A 20833-nucleotide genomic window follows, 5' to 3' on the forward strand; every position below is an offset into this window, starting at 1 on the left:
ACCGACGACGACAACGACACCGGCACCGGCGCCGGCCGGTTCCTCCATGCGTCGTTCGCCAATGCGCACGGCCGTCGCGACTACCGCCTCTACCTGCCGGTCGGCTACGACCCGGACGGCGAGCGCCGTGCGCTCGTCCTGATGCTGCACGGCTGCACCCAGAGCGCGGAGGACTTCGCGATCGGCACGCGCATGAACGCCCTCGCCGACCGCCACGGTTTCCTCGTGGCGTACCCGCAGCAGATCGGCAAGGCCAACCATGCGAAGTGCTGGAACTGGTTCCGCCCCGAGGACCAGCGCGGCGATGCCGGCGAGCCGTCGGTCCTCGCCGGCATCGCGCTACAGGTCGCGCAGGACCACCGCGTCGACCCGCGCCGCATCTTCGCCGCCGGGCTCTCCGCCGGCGCCGCGATGGCGGTGATTCTGGGCCGCACGCATCCGGACCTGATCCGCGCGATCGGCGTCCATTCCGGGCTCCCCTTCGCCAGCGCGCACGACGTGGCGTCGGCATTCGCGACGATGCAGGGCCGCGCCGCACCGGGCGCCGCGTCCAACGGCGCGGACGTGCCGATGATCGTCTTCCACGGCGATGCGGACCGCACCGTCGCGCCATCGAACGCGGACGCGCTCGAAGCGCAGGCGCGCCGCGCCGACTGGCGCGTCACCGACGAGCAGGGCCGCTCGGCCGCAGGCCAGGCCTGGTCGCGCCGCATCGCAGTCGACGACACCGGCGCGCCGCGCTTCGAACGCTGGACGCTGCATGGTGCCGGCCATGCCTGGAGCGGTGGCGATGCGGCCGGCAGCTACACGGATCCGGCGGGCGTCGATGCGTCCGCCGCGATGGTGGATTTCTTCCTGCGCCAGCCCGTCTAGCGCCGCGCAGGCGGGCGGAACGCGCTCGCGATGCGCGCGGCACCGGCGCCTTGCCTGCCGGTGCCGCCGACCGCCCCGTTCACTCCGCCTGCGAGAGTCGCAGGTCGAAACGGTCGAGCTCCATCACCTTGACCCATGCGCGGACGAAGTCCTGCACGAAGTGCGCCTCGCCGTCCGCAGCGGCGTAGACCTCCGACAGCGCACGCAGCTGCGCGTTCGAGCCGAAGATCAGGTCGACGAGCGTCGCCGTCCACCGCACTTCGCCCGTGCGGCGGTCGCGTCCCTCGAAGACACCGCGCCGGGTCTCCGACTTCTGCCAGGCCGTGCGCATGTCGAGCAGGTTGCGGAAGAAATCGGGCGTGAGCGTGCCGGGACGCTCGGTAAACACGCCGTGCGGCGACTGTCCCGAGTTCGCATCGAGTGCGCGCAGGCCGCCGACGAGCGCCGTCATCTCAGGTGCCGTGAGCATGAGCAGGTTCGCGCGGTCGATGAGCGCGGTCGCGACCGTGTCCTCCGCCCCTGCCTTGACGAAGTTGCGGAAGCCATCGGCCGCGGGCTCGAGCACGAGGAACGAATCCGCGTCGGTCTGCTCGGCGCTGGCGTCCATTCGACCCGCGTGGAACGGCACCTCGATGGCGTGGCCCGCGGCACGCGCCGCCGACTCCACCGCGGCGCAGCCGCCGAGCACGATGAGGTCGGCGAGCGAGACACGCTTGCCGCCTGACTGCGCGGCGTTGAACGCCTGCTGGATCCCTTCGAGCGTCGACAGCACGGCCGCGAGCTCCGCCGGCTCGTTGGCCTCGAAATCCCGCTGCGGCGCCAGCCGGATGCGCGCACCGTTGGCGCCGCCGCGCAGGTCGCTGCCGCGGAACGTCGACGCGGACGCCCAGGCGGTCTTCACCAGTTGCGCCGTGGAGAGGCCGGACTCGAGCAGGCGCGACTTCAGCGCCGCGATGTCGGCCGCATCGATGAGCGGGTGGTCCACCGCGGGGATCGGGTCCTGCCAGATCAGGTCTTCGGCGGGTACCAGGGGACCGAGGTAGCGTGTCTTGGGCCCCATGTCGCGATGCGTGAGTTTGAACCAGGCCCGCCCAAACGCGTCGGCGAACCTCTGCGGATTCGCCATGAAATCGCGCGAGATGCGCTCGTAGGCCGGGTCGGCGCGCAGTGCGAGGTCGGCCGTCGTCATCATCGGCTGGTGCACGCGACCGGGCACGTGCGCGTCGGGCACCACGTGCCCGGCGTCGCCAACCGGCTTCCACTGGTGCGCACCGGCCGGGCTCGTCGTGAGCTCCCACTCGAAGCCGAACAGCGTCTCGAAATAGCTCATGTCCCACTGCGTCGGCGTGGGCGTCCACGCGCCTTCGATGCCGCTGGTGATCGTGTGTTCGCCGATGCCGCTCTCGTAGGCGTTCTTCCAGCCGAAGCCGAGCTCCTCGATGTTGGAGCCCTCGGGTTCGTGGCTGACGTGATGCGCGGGGCCCGCGCCATGGCTCTTGCCGAAGGTGTGTCCGCCAGCGATCAGGGCGACGGTCTCCTCGTCGTTCATCGCCATGCGGCCGAACGTGTCGCGGATGTCACGCGCCGAGCCCAGCGGATCGGGCGTGCCGTTCGGACCCTCGGGGTTCACGTAGATCAGGCCCATCTGCACCGCGGCGAGCGGATGCGCGAGCTCGCGTTCGCCGCTGTAGCGCTCGTCGCCGAGCCACGTCGACTCGGGGCCCCAGTCGATCGGCAGCGGCTCCCAGATGTCCTCGCGGCCGCCGCCGAAGCCGAACACGGGCCCACCCATCGACTCGATCGCGACGTTGCCGGCGAGGATCATCAGGTCGGCCCACGACAGCTTGCGGCCGTACTTCTGCTTGATCGGCCACAGCAGCCGGCGTGCCTTGTCGAGGTTGCCGTTGTCGGGCCAGCTGTTGAGCGGTGCGAAGCGCTGCTCGCCCGAGCGTGCGCCGCCACGGCCGTCGAAGATGCGGTAGGTGCCGGCCGAATGCCACGCCATGCGGATGAAGAACGGCCCGTAGTGGCCGTAGTCCGCCGGCCACCAGTCCTGCGAGTCAGTCATCAGCGCGCGCAGGTCGGCGATGACCGCGCCGAGGTCGAGCGAGCGGAACTCGGCGCGGTAGTCGAAGTCCTCGACCATCGGATCGCCCAGCCCCGCGTGCTGGTGAAGCATCCCGAGGTTGAGCTGGTCGGGCCACCAGTGGGCATTGGTGCGTGTCTGTCGGCTCTTCGCGCCGTGCGCGACGGGGCACTTCGATTCGGCGTTCATCGGTGCGGGCTCCTGTGGGACGGTCGGTGCGCGGCGTCCGACGAGGACGCGGTCGCAGGATGCGGTGACCGGCCTCGCGCGGCGTCGGTGGCTGCGCGCGTATCGGCCGGTCTCCAGCGACGACGATGGGCGTGGACGTCGCCGATGTCACGACGATTGTTTCAATGGCAGCGATAGGTATTCGTTATGGACGAAGACGCCTGCCGATCACCACGGGATTTCGGTGCCGTCCCAGGCGAAGAAGTGGCCGCTGTCCGCGGGCGTACGGGCAGCGATCACCTCCAGCAGCCGGTGCGCGGCCGTGCGGGGATCGAACAGACGATCGGGCGGCACGCGCGCCCGGAACGGCGCGGAAAGCGGGGTGTCGACGGTTCCCGGATGCAGCGAGAGTGCGATGCCCTGCCGGTTGCGACGCTTCCACTCGATCGCGAACGTGCGCATCAGCTGGTTCTGTGCCGCCTTGGACGCGCGATAGGCGTACCAGCCGCCGGCCCGGTTGTCGCCGATCGACCCGACCCGTGCCGACAACGACGCGAACACCGCCGGCTGGCCCCGGCACAGCAGGGGCATCAACGCCTGCGCCAACAGGATCGGCGCAAAGGCGTTGAGCGCGAAGACGCGTTCGAGCGAGGCGCGGCTCAGCTGTTCGAGCGCCTTCTCGGGCGCGACCGTGGCGTCGTGGAGCAGGCCTGCCGCGTTCACCACCACGTGAAGTGCGCCGACCGCCTGCAGCTCGACCGCGAGCGACGCCAGGTCGTCGTCGCGGGTGAGGTCGGCATCGATGCATCGGAGCCGATCGCCGTGACGATCGCGGAGGGCCGCCAGGCCGGGGTTGCCCGTCGCGCGGCGCGACACCGCGACGACCTCCGCGATGCCGCGGTGATCCAACAACGTGTGCACGAGGGCGAGTCCGATGCCGCTGCTCGCACCCGTGACGAGCGCGGTGGCGGGGCCGGTCAGGCCGGGAACGAGGCGCGCTTCGGTATCGGGAGCCATGACCGCACCTTACGTCCGCGCGGGCCTCCTGGATTCATCGCCACCGGCCGGCATGCGCCGGTTGCGTGCGTGCACCCGGACGTGCCCTACCCCGCGCGACAGCCACGCGGATTTGCCGTCGGTCATGGACACGCTGCGCAACAAGCGGCCACGTTCCTGTCCTACGCCATAGCGCTTCGAACGGCGGATCCACATCGCGGACGCGGTCGCGCCGGGGTCGGATTCGAACGCCGGTATACGGTCGCGGCCGGGTGGCCGACGCGACGGACTTCAGCCGCGAGGCCACTTCGCCCTTGGCAGGCGCGCGAACCCATGCTCCGTTCCGGCGCTCGCGCGCGCCCTCGCCGCCGTGGAATGGGCCGTTCGCAACCCACCCTGATTCCCGGCCTGTCCGGGGCGAACGACGCGAGTACCGTGCGCTTCGAAGCCGACTTCGTGTCCGCGTTCGCCCCGCACGCACGCGGTCCAGTCCGTGCTAAAGCGCCTGACGAGCGGCGCAATCCGCGCGTCGCAGATGCCCGGCTGCGACTGCTGGCACGTCCGCCGAGGGACGTCGGTCTCGCCAACGCGGCAACCGTGCTCGGGCGCGGATCGAACCGCGCTGATCACGCGCAAAAAAAAGGGCGCGCCGAAGCGCGCCCCTTCCCTCGATCAACCGGTGCCGTCAGCGGCGCGTATCGCGCTCGGCCGAGCGGAGGTCGTCCTGCGCGCGTCCCACGCTGCGCTCGACCTTGCCTGCGTTCTTCTCGACGTTGCCTGCGAGCTGCTGCGAGCGGTCGCCCGTGAGCTTGCCGGCGGCTTCCTTGATGGAGCCCTTCACTTCGTGGCCCATGCCATCGGTGCGCTTGTTGTCCATGTGTCTTCTCCTATGAAACTGCCGCAGGAGTGCGACACGTGCATCCTCTCAGGCAGCCGGTTACCGGAGGGTGACCGCAGCGTTATCGCCGCGCACGAACGAACACGTGATGCGGAGCGTTCATGCACCGACTCACCTGTGCAGAGAGGCGCATCAGCGACCCAGGAGACGCTCGATGTCCGCGTCCTTCTCGTGCCACAGGCCGTTCATCCAGTGCTGGAACCGCACGCGGAACGCGCGGTCGTTCTGGTAGTCGCCACCGAGGAGCTCGGCGGGAATGGCGCGCTGGCGCACGTGCATCCGCACTTCGGCGACGCGCCCGGCGAGCAGGTCCATGAGCGTCGGTCGTCCGCCCGGATACGCGAGGGTGACGTCGAGGATCGCGTGGAGCCCCTGCCCCATCGCGTCGAGTACGAATGCCACGCCGCCCGACTTCGGACGCAGCAGGTTGCGATAGCCCTCGCCCTGCCGCGCGTGCTTGGCGGGCGTGAAACGCGTGCCCTCGACGAAATTGACGATCGTCACGGGGATCGCGCGGAACTTCTCGCAGGCACGGCGCGTGGCCTCGATGTCGCGTCCGGCCAGCTCCGGGCGCTTCTTGATCTGCTTGGGCGTGTAGCGACCCATGAACGGGAAGTCGAGCGCCCACCAGGCGAGCCCGAGCAGCGGCACCCAGATCAGCTGGCGCTTGAGGAAGAAGCGCATCAGGGGGATGCGGCGGTTGAACACCTTCTGCATCACCACGATGTCCACCCAGCTCTGGTGGTTCGCGAGCATCAGGTAGTGCCCGTCGGCGCGCAGGTCCGCGTCCATCTCGACCGCCACGCGCGTGCCCGTGAACCGGTCGACGGCCGAGCTGTTGACCGCGATCCAGCTCGCGGCGATCCCGGTGAGCAGCGGATCGCTCGACCGTCGCAGGCGTGTCGAAGGCAGCAGCGCCTTGACGAGTGCCACCAGCAGCAGGGGCAGCACGTGCACCACGGTATTAGTCGCGATGAGCAGGAAGACGAGGGCGGCGCGGAGGGATGCCATCGGGTCGCGGGAGCGGTCGGGGACGTGCATTGTGCCGGTCCGCTCGCGAAGACCCTACTGCGGGCCGGCTGCGCACGTCGGACTGCAGCAGCACCGGCCCGTCTGATGGCGGGAGCCGGCCCGCGTGAACCACCGAAAACCGGGCGACGGTAGCGGGGCTGCGCCTCCACTTCCCGTGAACCGGCGCGTGCCTAGCGTCGAGCCATGAATCAGACCCTCTCCAAGACGCATCTCGCCGCGGCGCTCGCGCTCGTCCTCACGCTGGCCGCCTGCGGTCGTTCGGAATCGAGAAAGGACGCGAGTGCATCGCGCGCGACGTCCGACGACACCGCGCGCGCACGCTCCGGTGACCGGCCGAACATCGCGCCGACGGTCGTCGTCGAAGCACCCATGGACTCGACGGTCGAGGACGACAATGCGTTCGCAACCTCCGAGGACGAGGGCGAGCCGAGCAGCGGGTCCGAGGCGGCGCGCCGCTACATGGCCGCGCGCGATGGCGTGGCGCCCCCGGTCGCGCCCCGTGCCGATCCACCGCAGCGCACGGTCGATCAAACGGCGGACAGCGAGGCGGACGCACCACCGACGACGCGCGTCGCCCCGGCCCCGCCGACGCGTCGCGTCGCAGCCGCCCCGACACCGGCGCCGTCGACCGCCGCGCGCGAGCCCGCAGTGCGCGTTGCGGTCGCCCCGAGGCCTGCGCCGCCCGCGTCGCCGAGCCCCGCCAGTGAAGTGCGCGCCCCGGTGCGGATCGACGGCGATGCACGCACGCTCAACCAGCGCGCGATCGGCCTGATCAATGCCGGCCGTCCCGAGCAGGCCATCCCGCTGCTCGAACGCGCCATCGCCGCGCAGCCGCGCGATGCCGAGATGCTCGGCAACCTCGGCTACGCCTACATACTGGTCGGGGAGAACGAGAGGGCTCGTGCACGCCTGCGCGCGGCGCTCGATCTCTCGCCCACGCGCTCGGCGACCTGGCTCAACCTCGGTCAGACGTACGCCGAACTCGGCCAGCGCGACGTCGCGGTCGACGCCGTGCTGAAGGGCTACCGCTATTCGACGCGGAAGGACTCGGTGCGCAATGCGCTGGCGCGTGCGGCCTCGGGCCAGCGCTTCAGCCCGGCCTGGCGCGAGGCGGCGGGCATCGCGCTCGATCGGATCGGCGCGGACGTCGCGTCGCGCGACTAACGCGCGACGTCGACGGCGCTACCGCGGTAGGGCGTCGATCGGGGCGCCAGGCGCACGCATCAAGCGAACCCGGTGTGTCGGGACCGATCGATCGCGCTCACAACCTATGCATGCCTTCTGGATTCAGGGCGCATCCGCATAGCGCTTCACCAGCGCATGCAGGAAACGGCGGCCGTCCAGCAGCGACTTGACCCGGATGCGCTCGTCCAGCCCATGGGCATGGCTGCCCTCGGCGTCGTGGAACATGCCGGAGATGCCGTACGTGGGAATACCGGCGGCGTTGAGGAAGCGGCCATCGGTCGCGCCGGTCGACATCGTGGGCACGACCGCCACGCCGGGCCAGAGGGTCGCGGCGACGTCGCGCACCGGACGCAGGATGTCGGCACCGAGCGGGGGCACCGGCGCGGTGACCGCGGCCTCGCCCACCGGGGCGATACGGATGCCGTCGTCGGCCACAACGCGGGACAGCGTGGCCTGCACCTCGGCAATGGGCGTCGCCGGCAGGACCCGGCAGTTGACGTTCGCGCTCACCGCCTGCGGCTGCGCGTTCGGCGCATGCCCGCCATTGATCAGGGTGGCGATGCACGTCGTGCGCAGCATGCCGTTCCAGCTGGGATTGATGTCCCACAGGCGCGAAACCGCCGCCTCGTCGGGCGTGGCACCGATGGCCGCGCGCATGTCCGATGCGACCGCGGGCGCGACCAGACGAGACTGCGCCTCGAAGTAGGCACGCGTGGCGTCGTTGACGAGGATCGGGAAGCGGTAGTCGCCGAGGCGCGCGAGGGCGGCGCCCATGCGGCTGATCGGATTGACCTTCTTCGGCCGCGAGCTGTGCCCGCCGCTGTCCGTGAGCGACAGCGTGAAGTCCTGGTACACCTTCTCGCCGGCCTGCACCTGCAGCGCAACGGGGCGACCCTGCGCATCCAGTTCGCCGCCCGCGCCCTCGTTCAGGGCGAACGCTGCATCCAGCGCCTCGGGATGTTGCTTGGTGAGCCAGCGCACGCTGTTGAAGACGTCGGCCGTCTCCTCTCCACAGGTGAGCGCGAGCTTGATGCCGCGGCGCGGCACATGGCCTTCCTTCTTCAGGCGGACCAGCGTGTCGGTGAACACCGCCGCCATGGCCTTGTCGTCCGCGACGCCGCGCGCGTAGAACCAGCCCTTCTCTTCGGTGAGCTTGAACGGGTCACGCACCCAGTCCTCGCGGCGCGCCTCGACCACGTCGATGTGCGCGAGCAGGAGCAGCGGCTTGAGCGACGCTTCGCGACCGCGCAGCACGGCGACCAGCGCGCCGTCCTTCGGCCGATCCGTCGGCGCGAGGATCTGCGTGTCCGCCGCGGGGAGCCCGGCCGCGAGCAGGTGCGCGCGCATCGCTTCGGCGGCCTGCGTGCAACTGCCGACCGACTGCGTCGTGTTGATCTCGACGAGTTCCTTGTACAGCGCCCGGAACGCGGGTTCCGAGGCATCGGCGGCACGCGCGCCCGCGGCGTTCGCCGTCGTCGCGGTGAGGAGGAGCGCGGTGGCGAGAACGTGGCGGGGCATGGGCTGACCTCGGGGCATGAGCAGGCATCCTCGCACGATGGGCCGCGGCAGACCGTGCCGCTCCCGCAACGCCAGGAACGCCCGAGGGAGCCTCAGTCCGCGTCCTTCCCGATGCCCGGAAAGCGCGACTGCCCGAGCAACCGCGCGAGATGCACCGCGTTCGCGGCGGCCATGCGTGCGGTGAGGTCGACCTTGTCGGGAACCGCCTCGAGATCCTTGAAATCGCGGTGCTGCATGGCTTCGCCGACCCAGTAGCACCCGCCCTGCGGCGGGAGCGTCCAGCCCACGTCGGCGAGGGCCTGGTAGAGCTCGGCGCAGACGTGGTGCGCGCCGTCCTCGTTGCCCACCACCGCTACCAGCGCGACCTTTCCGAACGCCGGCGTGCGGCCGCGATCGTCCGTCTCCGACAGGAAGGCATCCATCCGTTCGAGGACGCGCTTGGACACGCTTCCCGGTTGCCCCATCCAGATCGGCGTCCCCAGCACGAGGATGTCCGCCGCGAGCACCTGCTTCCGGATCGCCGGCCAGGCATCGCCGTCGCCTTCGTCCGAGGACACCCCGGGCAGCACGTCGTGGTTGGCGACGCGGATCGTCTCCATCGCCTCGACGCCCGCTGCGGTGAGGTGCTTGCCGAGCAGCCCGATCATGCGGTCGGTGGACGACGGCGCGTCGCCGCGCTTGAGCGTGCAGTTGAGGGCGATCGCGCGCATGCCGTGCTCCCGCAAAGGGCGGATCGTGTGCCGCGTGCCGTGACAGCGGGATCAGCCGGGCGCGAATGCTGCCGACGGCGTCGAAGGACGCTTACCGCGCCTCTGCGCAGCCGCGTCGTTCCTCGTCCCCGACGGTCAGCGACACCGCGATCGGATACCGCCGGTCCGACATGCCGTCCGAACATCCCGGGGCGGGCCGCGTCCGCATGACGAACGGCGCCCCGTGCAGCGCGCCGGACCATGCGCCCTGCTCCACGGTGCCTTCGAACCGCGTCCAGACGCGCGTTCCGGTGGCATCCCCGGGGTGCGAATACGTCACGCAGCGTCCTTCGACGCTCGCGCCCCAGAACGGCTCGGTGCCGACGGCACGCATGCGGTTCGCCGCGATCGCATGGCCGTCCTGCGTGCGGCAGGCGCCAACGGCAGTCGATCCGATCGTGGATTGCGGCGCCCGGCTCGCGCCGCCCGCTTCACAGGCCGCCACGAAGGCCGAGACCAGCGCCGGCGGCGGCGGCGCGTGCGGCCCGCTCACCTGCGCGCCGTACGTCACCGACACCGCGCCCGACAGCAAGGCGTGCAGGTTCGTCGGGACCGGTCCGCGCCCGGTCACGCCGCCCGTCGCATTGCCGGACGGGGCCACCACCAGCGTCTCCACCGCACCGCCCTGCCCGAACGACAGGCGCTCCTCGCTGCCGATCGCGCCGAAGCCGGGCACATGCACCACCACCGTGCCGCCCGGTACGGGACACAGGATCCGCAGCGCCGCGACGCCCGCGCCGTCGTGGACCAGCGCGGCGCCCGCCGCGTCCGTCCGCAGGCGCCACACGGGGTCTGCGACGACCGCCGGATGCGGCGCCGGCACGGACTTAGGGGTTGCGAGCCCCGCCGTGTTCGGAGCCTCGGAACGTGCGCAACCGGCAAGCAGGACGAGGGACATCATCGACGCGCGCATGGCGGGCTCCGCGGGGTACCGGGCCGGAGCGTACCGGGCGCGGCCTCTACGCTCCGTCGCCCGGGCGCGCGCCGCCGCGTGACGCCGCCCGCACTTCCCGCGGCGGTTCATCGACCGGACGGTTCCCCGCGTGCGCCGGTCCGCCGAGGGCGATAGGATCGCCTCGACGTCCACTCGAAAGGAGGTGATCCGTGAAGCTTGGCAAGATTCTGGTCGGTGTCGCGCTGTTCTCCGCTGCATTCGCCACCTGGGCCGCCGCGGGTTGCCCGATGGGCTGCTGCTGAGAGACATCCGATGGACGGAGAAGCCCCGCGAAAGCGGGGCTTTTTTGTTGGCCGCGAAGAACTTCGCACGACGCTCACCACGGCCATCGCGCGTGCAAAAAGGAATCATCGGCGTGGACCGCGGCCTGCGCACCGCGACCCGCGGCCATGTCGGCGAATGCCGCACAGCCCGCACGGCGGGTTTCCACGCGACGGCGACCCGCGAGGTCGTAGAACGGAGCCTCGATTCCCGAGGAGACCGCCATGGCCACGCCCACCGAGATGACCGCCGCGTTCTGGAAGTCGCTCAAGTCCGACCGCACCGTGATGCTCGGCCTCGCGACCGACCGCGAGGTGCATCCGCGCCCCATGACGGCGTTGATCGAGGGCGACGAGGACGGCCCGGTGTGGTTCTTCACCGCGACCGACACCGACCTCGCCGAATCGATCCGTGCGCCGCGCGCAGCGTTCTTCACGCTCGCCTCGAAGAACCACGAGCTGTTCGCGACCGTGCACGGGCGCATCAGCCACGATCGCGATCCCGACATGGTCGATCGCCTGTGGAACCCGTTCGTCGCCGCCTGGTACAAGGACGGAAAGGACGACCCCAAGCTCGCGCTGCTGCGCTTCGACGTGGACGACGCGCAGCTGTGGCTCAACGGCTCCAGCCTGGTCGCGGGCGTGAAGGCCGTGCTGGGGATCGATCCCAAGCGCGACTACCGCGACAAGGTGGCCAGCGTGCGGCTCGACAACGACGGCACCGACGCGCGGCACTGACGCCTCACCAGCGACACTCGCCTCCCCTGTCCCGGAGAACGGCCGTGCTGCAGACCTCGACGCTCCTGTTCCTGCTCGCCGCGCTCGGCGGCCTCGTCATGGCGGGTATCCGCTTCGCCGGCAAGCGCAATCCACCCGCGTGGCTCGCGATGGGCCACGGCCTGCTCGCGGCCGCTGGCCTGACCCTGCTGGCGTATGCGGTGTTCACCGAAGACGTACCGTCGCTCGCGACCGTCGCGCTCGTGCTGTTCGTCGCCGCGGCGGCAGGCGGCGCGGTGATGAGCCTCGTCTACAAGTGGCACGACCGCCTGCTGCCGAAATGGCTGGTGACGGTGCACGGCCTGCTCGCCATCGCGGCCTTCCTGTCGCTGGTCGGGGCGAGGTACGGCGGCTGACCCACGACACGTCGGCCGCGCGCGTTGCGCCGCGGCCGACGGATGGACGCGGACCCGCTCCGGCGGCGTCCGACCGAAACCGACCGGGACTTCGACGCCGCGATAGCGCGGCCGTCCTACCTGCGCGGCATGGAGCTTGATCCGGTCGTCCGTCGCCGGCTCGCACCGCGCGCGGTTCCGAATGCATGGCGCCGCATCGAAATCGCATGCGCGGCGGCGACCCGACCCAGCGTTACGCCCTGCCCGTCAGCCGCGCCCCGAGCCTCGCGCTTCGGCCAGCGCGCGTTCCAGCGTGCGGGCGTACGCAGGCCGATTCCGCGGCGCCTGCGCGGCGGCGCTTTCCAGACCGTCGAGATACGCCGCGCTCAAGGCGGGCGCGTTGTACTGCTGGCGCAGGTCGCTGAGCGTCGCAGTCACCGCGCTGCGCACGTGCCAGTCGACGTTGACGCCCTTCTCGGCTTCGTTCGCGAGGTCGATGACGCGCAACAGGTGCGGCGTGACGAGACCGACGACGGTGGGATTCATCCGCTTCAACCTGGGGGGCGGCCAGCGGCAAGGCTAGCGCGATGCGTGGTGCACGTGCACGCTGACGTGGATGCGCCGCCTCGCCGGATGCATTCCGGCCCGCGGCCGCGGTGCACCTGAACGATCGAACGGAGCGCGCCGCGTGCGCGCACCCTGCGACGCCGCAGCGGCCGGCGTGACCAGCGGCACACTGACTTCCGGCGCTTCTTCGCGGCGGCGTTCGCCTCTACAACGTCGCTTCCGCCGGAGGCCCCATGTCGCCCACGCCCGTCCCCGCCGTCCGAACCGTCGCGCTGTCCAAGTCCTTCGGCGCCGTCGCCGCGGTCCACGGTCTCGACCTCGAGGTGCCCGACGGCGCCGTGTACGGCTTCCTCGGCCCGAACGGTGCGGGCAAGACCACGACGATCCGCCTGCTGCTCGGCCTCGTGAAGCCGGATGCAGGGCGGATCGAGCTCGCCGGGCACGACCTGGTGCGCGATCGCGCCGCCGCGCTGTCGAGCATCGGTGCCATCGTCGAATCGCCCGCGCTGTATCCGAACCTCACCGGCGCGGAAAACCTGAGGCTGAGCGCGAATCTGCTGGGTCGCCCCGCATCGGCCGTCGACGAGCTGCTCGCGGTCGTCGACCTCACGGACGCCGCGAAAAGGACCGTGCGCGGCTACTCGCTCGGCATGCGCCAGCGGCTCGCGCTCGCGCGCGCGCTGATCGGCCAGCCGCGCCTGCTCATCCTCGACGAGCCCACCAACGGGCTCGACCCCGCGGGCATCACCCAGATGCGTGCGCTGATCCGCGAGCTCCCGACGCGCTTTGGCACCACGGTGATGCTGTCGAGCCACCTGCTGTCGGAGATCGAGCAGACCGCCGACCACTGCGCGCTCATCGACCGCGGCCGGCTGCTCTACCAGGGTCCGCTGCGCGAACTGCTGCAACGCGCGACGCCGCGCATCCGCGTGGAGACCGATGCACCGCACACTGCGCTGGACTGGTTCCGGCAGCGCGGCTTCGAGGCGGTGGCGGACGGGGACACGGTGCAGGCGACGGCCGATCTCGATGCCGCGGATCGTGCCGCGCTCACCGCGGCGCTGGTGCAGGCGAACGTCGGGGTGAGCGGGCTCAGCGTCGAGCGGCCCGGGCTGGAAGCCCTGTTCCTGCAGATGACGCGCCCCGCGGGAGTCGCCGCATGAGCCTGCTCCGACTTTTCCACGCCGAAACGCTGAAGCTCCGGCGCTCGCTGAGCCTTGTCATCGTGCTCGCGATCCCGGCCATGGTGTTCGTGATGCAGATGGCGATGCGGCTGACCGGCCACGGCGCATCCGACTGGCGCATGCACGCGATGAGCGGCGCGGCGATCTGGGCCTACCTGCTGCTGCCGCTCACCGCGACGGCGCTCACCGCGCTGCTCGCGCAGGTGGAGCACGCGCCACGCGCCTGGTCGTCGGTGCTGACGCTGCCGTGTCCGAAGGGACGCGTCTTCGCTGCGAAGGCGCTGCTGGCGGTCGCACTGATGGCGGTGATTCCCGCGCTGCTGTGGTGCGTGATCCTCGGAAGCGGACTGCTCGCGGGCACGATCGACCCGGCCACGGTGCTGCCCGGCCCGCCGCCGGTCGCGATGCTTGCCGAGGTGCTCGCCCGCATGTGGCTCGCCGGCCTGCTGGTGGTGGCGATCCAGTTCATCGTCGCGACCGCGACGCCGAACTTCGCGGCGCCGATCATCGTCGGTATCGGCGGAACGTTCTTCGCGGTCGCGGCGACGTCGGCCAAGGCCGGCATCTATTTCCCGTGGCTGCTGCCGGTCAACATCCTCGCCTCCGATGGCGCGCGTGCGACGCAGGCGATCCTGACGGGCGCGCTCGGCGGCATCGTCGTGATGATCCTCGGCTGCCGTTGGCTGGCGCGACGCGACTGGCACTGACGGGCTGAAACGCCCGAGGCCGTCGACGGTGACGGTGCGAGACACGGGCGATGCCGGGCCGCGGCCACGCGCGGCCGGCGGCATGCGCGCGCCGACCGCGGCTCGCCTAATCGCGGTCCGGTGCGCCGAGCGGGAACCACGCCCGATACGGTCGGGCTTCCTCGACGGCGCGCGCGAACGACGGACGCGCGAGCAGGCGCGAGCGGTACGCTCGCACGGTCGGGAACGCATCGGCGATGGGATGCACCCAGTCGGCATAGAACAGCGAGGGCGCCGCCGCACAGTCCGCCATGCTGAAGTCGCCGCCCGCGGCCCACGTGCGGCCCTGTAGGCGCTGCTCGAGCCACGCGTAGGCGATGTCGAGGCGCTCCGCCGACTCCGCGCGCGCGATGGCGACGCGTCCGTCGGCCCGAAGCGCCTCGGCGACCGGCGCCTGCATCGGGCTCATCACGTGATGGTCGAAGAAACGGTCCATGAAGCGCACCTCGAGCGCCGCGACCGGATCGTCCGGCAGGAGCGCCACGGGCCCGCGATGGGTCAGGTGGAGGTGCTCGATGATGATGCTCGACTCGACCACCGTGCGGCCGGCGTCGACGACTACCGGCATCTTCCGGAACGGCCAGAGCGCCATCCACTCGGCGGCACCGGCCGCGTCGTCGGGCTGCAGCTCGCGGTGCTCGAACGGAACCGCGTTCTCGTAGAGCGCCACCAGCACCTTCTGCACGTACGACGAGAACGGATGGCCATGGAGGACGAGCGTCATGCGGGCTCCGGGGTCGGAAGACGGGCGTGGCATTGAAGCATGTCCAACAGGCGTGACGACCGCGCGCCGACAGCATCGCCGCTCGCACCCCGCGGGAAAGCTTGACGACGGCTGTCCTTGGCATTCACGTCCCGTCCTCCTGCCTTGTTTCCGGCCCTGCGGCGGAAACAGGGCCGATCTGCCGTAACGGCGCCGGCATCGTGGCGGCGTCGTGGTCCACGTCGGCCCCGGCACGCCTCGCCCTTGTCTGATGCTCGCTGCCACGGCCGTCGCGTGCTCGGTTTACCGGCGTGCGAGCCCGAGGTTCGCGCTCTCACCCCGTTACACGCGCGAGGCGCGGCCACGCCCCTGCGATCGCGATCCAGGCCAGTGCGATGGCGGCGACATGCGTCGCGATCGTGGTGCTCGCGACCGCGCCGACATCGAACAGCGTCGCGCCCTGCAGCGCGACGTAGACCAGTGCGACCAAGGCGAGCTCGAACGGACGCGAGTTGCGGAACACGGCGCCGAACGCAATGCCGCAACTGGCGATCGAGACGGCGACCGCTGCGGCGGCGAGCGCACCGACCGGCGTGCTCGTCGCAAGACGTACCAGCGTGGGTGCCGTGACGCCGAGCATCAGCGCGATGGCGACGAACGCGCGCGAGGCGAGAACGCGACGCACGGCGCCGGGGCTCGCGAACACGAGCGCGCCGGTGCGATGGTCGCGCTCGCGCAGGATGCCGCGCGCCAGGACGTCGAGCGGGAGCAGCCACGCCAGCAACAGGCCGGTACGCATGACGGCGGCATTGCCGAACGCCTGCAGGGCGAGCAGGACCAGCAGGGCCAGCCACCACCACCGCGGGCGTTCGCGGAGGGTCGCCGTCAGTTCGGCGACCGCGAGGGTGCCGAACGCCCCACGCGCGAACGGGCGCAGCAGCGGATCGAGCCACCGCAACCGCAGGCCCGGCGACCGCGCGCGGCCGTCCGACGCGGGCGTGCGCGCCGCGAAGCGGTCGAGCCACGGTGCGGCGAGCAGCACGGTTCCGACGCCGAGCACGAGCCACAGCAGCCGCCCGACGACATCCATGGGCCGCACGGCCCACGAGAGCCAGTCGAACTTGACCACGCCCTTCTTCGGCACCGGCGACGCGAGGCTGAAGCCGTAGGCCTGCGGCGCGCCGGTCTGCGCCTCGCGTACGCGGTGGAAGTCACGACCGGCCACGAGCATGCCGCCCGCGTCGCTGATCCAGCCCTCGCGCACCACCGGGCTCCGCGCTTCGAAGCCTGCGACGCCCACCGACAGCGACGTCGTCCACAGCAGGAAGAACAGCACGTTGCCCGCGGTGCGCCGCAGCGGCGGCAGCAGGTCGAACCAGATCGCGACGGCGGCCGTCATCGCAAGCCCCGGCAGGGTCAGCAGCACGACGGGTTTCACCAGTTCGACGAGGTCGATGGTGCGGTCCTCCGCGCGCACCCACTGCGCGACGAGTCCGACGCCCAGGCAGGCGACGACGATCACGAGGAACACCAGCATGTGGCTGGCCCACTTCGCCAGCAGGTAGCCGGCGCGCGTCATCGGCGTGGCCACCAGCAGTTGCCAGACCCGGGTCTCGATGTCGCGCACCAGCGTGCCGCGCACCATGTAGAAACCGCCGAGGTTCAGCAGCAGGTTGAAGGCGAGCGCGAGCACCATGCCCACCCAGGCGCTGGAGTAGAAGCCGCGCTCGCCGCCATGCAGAAGCAGGACGGTGATGGATGCGTCGGGCCCGGGCACGCAGTACCACGCGACGACCATCATCCCGACCAGCACCACCCAGAACCGGGGCGTCCGCGTGCGTGCGCGCAGGTCGGCGCCGAGGATGGCCGCGAACCGCTGCAGCGCGCCCATGTCAGTGCGCTCCCTTGAGCAGCCACGTGTAGGCGTCCTGCAGGCCGGGCGTCGCCGCACGCGCCAGCGGATCGGGCACGACGTCGCTCACCACCCGCACACGGATGCCCTCCGGCAGGCGCAGCGAGCCGACCAGCGTGTGCGCGGCGCGCACCGACGCCAGCTGGGCCTCGGGCACCGTCCATTCCCAGACGTGCCCGACCGCCTGCGCGATGAGCTGCCCCGGCGTGCCGTGGAAGCGCAGTTGTCCCGCGGCCAGCACCGCGATCCCGGTCGCGCTCGCCTCCACGTCGGAGACGATGTGCGTCGACAGGATCACCAGCCGCTGGCCCGCGAGGTCGGTGATGAGGTGCTGGAAGCGCATGCGCTCGTCGGGGTCGAGCCCGACGGTGGGCTCGTCGAAGATCAGCAGCGCAGGCTCGTTGAGCAGGGCCTGCGCGATGCCCACCCGCTGGCGCATGCCGCCGGAGAACTCGCCGAGGCGTCGACCGCCCGTATCGGCCAGCCCGACCATCTCGAGGCATTCGTCGACGCGGCTGCGCGCCGCCTTGCCGCCGAGGCCCTTCACCGCGGCGAGGAAGCCGAGGAACTCGCGCGCATCCAGCGCGTCGTACACGCCGAAGTCCTGAGGCAGGTAGCCGAGCTCCGCGCGCAAGGCATCGGGCCGCTTGGCGATATCGTCGCCACGCCAGGTGACGCGGCCGCTCGTGGCGCGGGTGAGCGTGGCCAGCAGGCGCATCAGGCTCGACTTGCCTGCCCCGTTCGGTCCGAGCAGCCCGAGCACGCCCGCGCCGAGGCGAAGGTCCACGCCGTCCACCGCCCGATGCCCACCCCGGTACGCGAACCCCACCTGCTCCATCACCAGTTCGACGCTCATCCCTGCTCCCCTGCAAATCGTACTGGTAGCGTAGTGATGTAGCACACCTAGACGGAGTGCCGAAGGTCACGACGGCCGGTTGCGCCAGCGCGCGGACTTCTCGAGTCCAGCGCCCTGAATGACGCCGATGAGGTCGGGACCACGGCACCGACGTGTGGGCCAGTCCCCCGAGCGCGACGAGCGCAGCTTTCGCACCGGCGCAGCACCACCCGTTTCGCCACGGCCACACGCCGCGCAGACCTCGCGACGCTCGAGCGGACCACATCTACCCGATGTCGCATCGGCCGAGCCGAGCGACTACACGCACCGACATGAAAAAGGCCGCCCGAAGGCGGCCCTCTCCGCAACACGATTCCGGCGTCAGTAACCGCAGATCGCCTTTCCGCTGTAGCGGTATTGCCAGCCGTAGTAGCGGCGGAAATACGAGTCGAACTTGTAGGCGCGACGCCCGTCGAGCCAGCCCAGTCCGGTGACCACGACCTTCTCGCAGTAGCTCGACTGCTGGGAGCAATCGCCCTGCAGCCACGAGGAGCCGACCTCCGGACAGGCGGCCTGCGCCACGACCGGAAGTGCCATGGCCGCGCCGAGCAGCGCGCCCGCGATCGTGCGGCGGGTCCGGGTCAATGTCTTCTGCACGGGTCGTCCTTTTTCGCGTGGGGGAGCGCGCAGGCTAGACGTCCGTTCGTGAGTCGGCGGTCGACATCGGCTGAACGCGGGGCTGAATGCCGTCCCCGTGTCGACGCGCTGCATGCACTCAGCGGCTCAGCGCATCGCAGGCGGGAAAAGCCTCCGGCGTGCCCGTCGACGGAGCACGTACCGTGGACGGTGGCCACGCTCCACCGAGCTGCGCCGCGCGTTCCCGACTGCGTGCGAGCACGTCGCTGCCGGCGGCGGCGCGCACGTGCGCCGCGGTCGAGCGGATGTAGTCCGGCGCGACGCCCCCGCGCTCGGCGATGTCCGCGAGCGCGAGGAACATCGCATCGTCGCGCATGCGCAGGGGCGAGCTGCTCTCGAAGTAGCCGGGTGGCATGTATACCTGCAGCAGCACCGTCAGATCCTCCCGCTGCCGGCGCTGCAGCGCGTGTGCGACGTAGGCCGGCGCGCGGCGGCGGAAGTCGATCGCGTTCGGCGTGTTCATGCGGAAGTCGTCGTCGCCCAGCATCGGCTGCGTCACGAACCAGCGTTCCGCCGCCGGATCGCCCGACGCGAAGGCTTGCGCCTGGTAGCGGTAGCGGTCGTCGAGATCGGCGACGGACGCACCGCGGCACTCGGGCGCCGCCGCCTCGGGAGCCGCCGGGGCGCCCTCGCCCATCGCGGCGCCCAGGGCAATGCGCTTCAGCTCGCTGCATCGCGCCAGCGCGACGGCGAGACTGCAGGCCGCGACGGCGTCGCCGGAATCGGCAGCCCCGCGCAGCTCCGGGAGGAACGTGCTGGAGGATGCGCGTCGCGGCGGCAGCGCCATCGTCGATGCGCCATCGGCAGGCTCTGCCGGTTGCGAGGGCGGCACCTTTAGAGCAAGCGCGCCCTGCGCCGCAGCAGGCGAATCGACGCCCGGCGTCGCGCGCATCGGGTCGCCGCGCCGAAGGTGCACGACCGTGGCGGCGACGATGACGGCGGCGATCAGCAGCGCGAACGTCGCGATGGTGCGTGGAGTCACGGTGGGCACTCGTGCAGGGGCATCGGCACGCTACGCGGCATTGCGTCAGCGAGACGTGGCGCGTCGCGGGTTGCGTGAATGCGCGGCGCCGAGACACGACGGCCGCTTCGCATTACGTCCGCGTGCCCTCAGCGGCGCGCGGAGCGCGAGCCCCGCTTGCCCTCGTCCTTCGTGTTCGCGCGGCCCTGTGCGAACTCGGGAAACGTTTCCTCGATCGAGGCTTTGTCGGGAAGGATGTAGAAGACGCCGCCCCGCTTGAATGCCGGGCTCACGATGCGCTCGTAGAACGCCGGCGCCACGTTGATGCAGCCGTGCGTGACCCGGTTGTCGTCCGGCGTCGGCGAGGCCAGGCGCTCCTCGCGCCGTTCCGCGGGAACACCCGTCGCGGTGGGATGCATCGAGACGGCGGAATCGTAGTCGACCCACAGCACGCGGCCGGCGTCGACCGAGGGGCCGAATCCGCCGACGAAGCGGCCCGCGGGCGTTGTGCGATCGCGCCCGGGGATTTCGCGCAGCGCGAGGCCCGCGACACCCGGCGCCGAGTGGTCGCCGATCGCCGAACCCAACAGCGCGGGTGCGGCGCCGCGAAGGCGTCCGTCGCCGCCGAATACCAGCACCTGCGCCGCGGCCTTGTCGATCACCGCGAACGGATAACCCTGGTTGTCATTGCTGGCGACGATCCACCCGGCGAGTTCGATCACCGTGTCGGCGACCTCCTGCCCTTCGGGAAGCTGGTCGGCCGCGACGGGTGCCGCAGACGGCTTCCGCGCCATGGCCGGCGATGCGAAGGCCAGCGACAGCGCCAGGGCGAGGCCCGTGATCACAGGTGCGTTGCGCATACGAATGAGGTGACTCCTTCGAACCGATGACAGCGACGGAACCGGGACCGATGGCCGGCGTCGGCCATCGGTCCCGGCTCATGCGATCAGCCGCGCGGACGACGGCCCGGCGACGACTCGAGCCGCTGCACGCGGCCTTCGATCTGGTCGAGGCGCTGGTTCGCGCGCTGCGCGGACTGGTTCGCCGCCTCGGCGCTCTGCGCCGCGCCCTGCACGCGCGAATCGAGCGTGTCGAGACGCGTGTTGATGCGCGCGAAGTCGTCGTCGTAGGTGGCGCAGGCCGACAGGCCAGCGGAAATGACGATCGCGACGCCGAGCGTACGCGCCATGGCCCAATGCTGCTTGGTGACGAACATGCCAAACCTCCTTCTCTTGCGTGGGGGTGGCCGGAATATAGCGGCCTTGGTGTCGTGTTCATGAAACGCGTACAGGTGGCGTTGGCGGATGTCAGCAGCCTGTGAAATCGTACGTCCGCTCGTCAGTTGTTGAAGGCGATCAAAACGCGTTCGCCTGCGACGATTGCGGCCGAAAAGCGCA

At 70.9% G+C, this 20833-nt stretch carries 21 protein-coding genes; 6 read left to right on the forward strand and 15 right to left on the reverse strand.

Going from position 1 to position 20833, the window contains the following annotated elements:
* Positions 1-873 (forward strand): extracellular catalytic domain type 1 short-chain-length polyhydroxyalkanoate depolymerase (locus ACY35P_RS05350; RefSeq protein ID WP_462114797.1); only part of this gene is annotated, 873 nt, incomplete at its 5' end.
* Between the two features lie 79 nt (positions 874-952).
* Here the strand turns inward: ACY35P_RS05350 and katG are convergent.
* The 4 genes from katG to ACY35P_RS05370 form a co-directional block, all read right to left on the reverse strand.
* Entirely contained in the window at positions 953-3148 is a 2196-nt protein-coding gene (katG, locus tag ACY35P_RS05355; RefSeq protein WP_462114798.1) for a catalase/peroxidase HPI, read from the reverse strand.
* A gap of 207 nt (positions 3149-3355) precedes the next feature.
* Positions 3356-4144, reverse strand: coding sequence for an SDR family NAD(P)-dependent oxidoreductase (locus tag ACY35P_RS05360; RefSeq protein ID WP_462114799.1), 789 nt, complete (start codon positions 4142-4144; stop codon positions 3356-3358).
* A 664-nt stretch (positions 4145-4808) separates the two neighbouring features.
* A complete protein-coding gene (locus ACY35P_RS05365) occupies positions 4809-5000 on the reverse strand; it encodes a CsbD family protein (RefSeq protein WP_462114800.1) in 192 nt (63 codons plus the stop codon).
* Between the two features lie 153 nt (positions 5001-5153).
* Positions 5154-6032, reverse strand: coding sequence for an acyltransferase (locus tag ACY35P_RS05370; protein ID WP_462114801.1), 879 nt, complete (start codon positions 6030-6032; stop codon positions 5154-5156).
* Between the two features lie 204 nt (positions 6033-6236).
* On the opposite strand from ACY35P_RS05370, the gene ACY35P_RS05375 reads away from it, so the two are divergent.
* Positions 6237-7217 (forward strand): tetratricopeptide repeat protein, encoded by a 981-nt coding sequence (locus ACY35P_RS05375; protein ID WP_462114802.1) that lies wholly within the window; start codon positions 6237-6239, stop codon positions 7215-7217.
* A gap of 123 nt (positions 7218-7340) precedes the next feature.
* Here ACY35P_RS05375 and ACY35P_RS05380 read toward each other — a convergent pair whose 3' ends face one another.
* The 3 genes from ACY35P_RS05380 to ACY35P_RS05390 all read right to left on the reverse strand — a co-directional run bounded on the left by ACY35P_RS05380 (position 7341) and on the right by ACY35P_RS05390 (position 10592).
* Positions 7341-8756: a M20/M25/M40 family metallo-hydrolase gene (locus ACY35P_RS05380; protein ID WP_462114803.1), complete on the reverse strand. Its 1416-nt coding sequence runs from the start codon at positions 8754-8756 to the stop codon at positions 7341-7343.
* A 92-nt stretch (positions 8757-8848) separates the two neighbouring features.
* Complete coding sequence (locus ACY35P_RS05385; RefSeq protein ID WP_462114804.1) at positions 8849-9466, reverse strand: flavodoxin family protein; 618 nt, start codon at positions 9464-9466, stop codon at positions 8849-8851.
* Positions 9467-9557: 91 nt separating this feature from the next.
* Complete coding sequence (locus tag ACY35P_RS05390; RefSeq protein ID WP_462114805.1) at positions 9558-10592, reverse strand: hypothetical protein; 1035 nt, start codon at positions 10590-10592, stop codon at positions 9558-9560.
* A 353-nt stretch (positions 10593-10945) separates the two neighbouring features.
* Between ACY35P_RS05390 and ACY35P_RS05395 the strand changes: the two genes are divergently transcribed.
* Positions 10946-11458 (forward strand): pyridoxamine 5'-phosphate oxidase family protein, encoded by a 513-nt coding sequence (locus ACY35P_RS05395; RefSeq protein WP_462114806.1) that lies wholly within the window; start codon positions 10946-10948, stop codon positions 11456-11458.
* A gap of 44 nt (positions 11459-11502) precedes the next feature.
* Positions 11503-11853 carry a hypothetical protein gene (locus ACY35P_RS05400; protein WP_462114807.1) on the forward strand — a complete coding sequence of 117 codons (351 nt, stop codon included), beginning with the start codon at positions 11503-11505 and terminating at the stop codon, positions 11851-11853.
* 246 nt (positions 11854-12099) lie between these two features.
* Here ACY35P_RS05400 and ACY35P_RS05405 read toward each other — a convergent pair whose 3' ends face one another.
* Positions 12100-12378: a hypothetical protein gene (locus ACY35P_RS05405; RefSeq protein ID WP_462114808.1), complete on the reverse strand. Its 279-nt coding sequence runs from the start codon at positions 12376-12378 to the stop codon at positions 12100-12102.
* A 254-nt stretch (positions 12379-12632) separates the two neighbouring features.
* On the opposite strand from ACY35P_RS05405, the gene ACY35P_RS05410 reads away from it, so the two are divergent.
* On the forward strand, positions 12633-13562 hold the full coding sequence (locus ACY35P_RS05410; RefSeq protein WP_462114809.1) for an ABC transporter ATP-binding protein: 930 nt from the start codon (positions 12633-12635) through the stop codon (positions 13560-13562).
* Positions 13559-14290, forward strand: coding sequence for an ABC transporter permease (locus tag ACY35P_RS05415; RefSeq protein ID WP_462114810.1), 732 nt, complete (start codon positions 13559-13561; stop codon positions 14288-14290). Before ACY35P_RS05410 ends, ACY35P_RS05415 begins: the two co-directional genes overlap by 4 nt.
* A gap of 106 nt (positions 14291-14396) precedes the next feature.
* Here the strand turns inward: ACY35P_RS05415 and ACY35P_RS05420 are convergent, their stop codons facing one another.
* The 7 genes from ACY35P_RS05420 to ACY35P_RS05450 form a co-directional block, all read right to left on the reverse strand.
* On the reverse strand, positions 14397-15053 hold the full coding sequence (locus ACY35P_RS05420; protein WP_462114811.1) for a glutathione S-transferase family protein: 657 nt from the start codon (positions 15051-15053) through the stop codon (positions 14397-14399).
* 313 nt (positions 15054-15366) lie between these two features.
* Positions 15367-16923 carry an ABC transporter permease gene (locus ACY35P_RS05425; RefSeq protein ID WP_462114812.1) on the reverse strand — a complete coding sequence of 519 codons (1557 nt, stop codon included), beginning with the start codon at positions 16921-16923 and terminating at the stop codon, positions 15367-15369.
* A gap of 1 nt (position 16924) precedes the next feature.
* Positions 16925-17800 carry an ATP-binding cassette domain-containing protein gene (locus ACY35P_RS05430; protein WP_462114813.1) on the reverse strand — a complete coding sequence of 292 codons (876 nt, stop codon included), beginning with the start codon at positions 17798-17800 and terminating at the stop codon, positions 16925-16927.
* A 360-nt stretch (positions 17801-18160) separates the two neighbouring features.
* The gene (locus ACY35P_RS05435) at positions 18161-18436 is read right to left on the reverse strand and encodes a hypothetical protein (RefSeq protein WP_462114814.1); all 276 of its coding nucleotides are present in this window, start codon (positions 18434-18436) and stop codon (positions 18161-18163) included.
* Between the two features lie 118 nt (positions 18437-18554).
* Positions 18555-19457, reverse strand: a complete 903-nt coding sequence (locus tag ACY35P_RS05440) for a hypothetical protein (protein ID WP_462114815.1) — start codon at positions 19455-19457, stop codon at positions 18555-18557.
* A 128-nt stretch (positions 19458-19585) separates the two neighbouring features.
* Positions 19586-20230 (reverse strand): hypothetical protein, encoded by a 645-nt coding sequence (locus tag ACY35P_RS05445; protein ID WP_462114843.1) that lies wholly within the window; start codon positions 20228-20230, stop codon positions 19586-19588.
* Between the two features lie 152 nt (positions 20231-20382).
* The gene (locus tag ACY35P_RS05450; protein WP_462114816.1) at positions 20383-20652 is read right to left on the reverse strand and encodes a hypothetical protein; all 270 of its coding nucleotides are present in this window, start codon (positions 20650-20652) and stop codon (positions 20383-20385) included.
* Between the last annotated feature and the right edge of the window lie 181 nt (positions 20653-20833).

This window comes from Lysobacter xanthus (assembly GCF_047159895.1).

Coding starts and splice junctions, on each gene's coding strand:
- ACY35P_RS05380 (WP_462114803.1), bottom strand. CDS start 8,756: ATGCCCCGCCACGTTCTCGCCACCGCGCTCCTCCTCACCGCGACGACG.
- ACY35P_RS05430 (WP_462114813.1), bottom strand. CDS start 17,800: ATGAGCGTCGAACTGGTGATGGAGCAGGTGGGGTTCGCGTACCGGGGT.
- ACY35P_RS05445 (WP_462114843.1), bottom strand. CDS start 20,230: ATGGCGCGGAAGCCGTCTGCGGCACCCGTCGCGGCCGACCAGCTTCCC.
- ACY35P_RS05395 (WP_462114806.1), top strand. CDS start 10,946: ATGGCCACGCCCACCGAGATGACCGCCGCGTTCTGGAAGTCGCTCAAG.
- ACY35P_RS05365 (WP_462114800.1), bottom strand. CDS start 5,000: ATGGACAACAAGCGCACCGATGGCATGGGCCACGAAGTGAAGGGCTCC.
- katG (WP_462114798.1), bottom strand. CDS start 3,148: ATGAACGCCGAATCGAAGTGCCCCGTCGCGCACGGCGCGAAGAGCCGA.
- ACY35P_RS05375 (WP_462114802.1), top strand. CDS start 6,237: ATGAATCAGACCCTCTCCAAGACGCATCTCGCCGCGGCGCTCGCGCTC.
- ACY35P_RS05420 (WP_462114811.1), bottom strand. CDS start 15,053: ATGACGCTCGTCCTCCATGGCCATCCGTTCTCGTCGTACGTGCAGAAG.
- ACY35P_RS05360 (WP_462114799.1), bottom strand. CDS start 4,144: ATGGCTCCCGATACCGAAGCGCGCCTCGTTCCCGGCCTGACCGGCCCC.
- ACY35P_RS05405 (WP_462114808.1), bottom strand. CDS start 12,378: ATGAATCCCACCGTCGTCGGTCTCGTCACGCCGCACCTGTTGCGCGTC.
- ACY35P_RS05385 (WP_462114804.1), bottom strand. CDS start 9,466: ATGCGCGCGATCGCCCTCAACTGCACGCTCAAGCGCGGCGACGCGCCG.
- ACY35P_RS05370 (WP_462114801.1), bottom strand. CDS start 6,032: ATGGCATCCCTCCGCGCCGCCCTCGTCTTCCTGCTCATCGCGACTAAT.
- ACY35P_RS05450 (WP_462114816.1), bottom strand. CDS start 20,652: ATGTTCGTCACCAAGCAGCATTGGGCCATGGCGCGTACGCTCGGCGTC.
- ACY35P_RS05415 (WP_462114810.1), top strand. CDS start 13,559: ATGAGCCTGCTCCGACTTTTCCACGCCGAAACGCTGAAGCTCCGGCGC.
- ACY35P_RS05425 (WP_462114812.1), bottom strand. CDS start 16,923: ATGGGCGCGCTGCAGCGGTTCGCGGCCATCCTCGGCGCCGACCTGCGC.
- ACY35P_RS05410 (WP_462114809.1), top strand. CDS start 12,633: ATGTCGCCCACGCCCGTCCCCGCCGTCCGAACCGTCGCGCTGTCCAAG.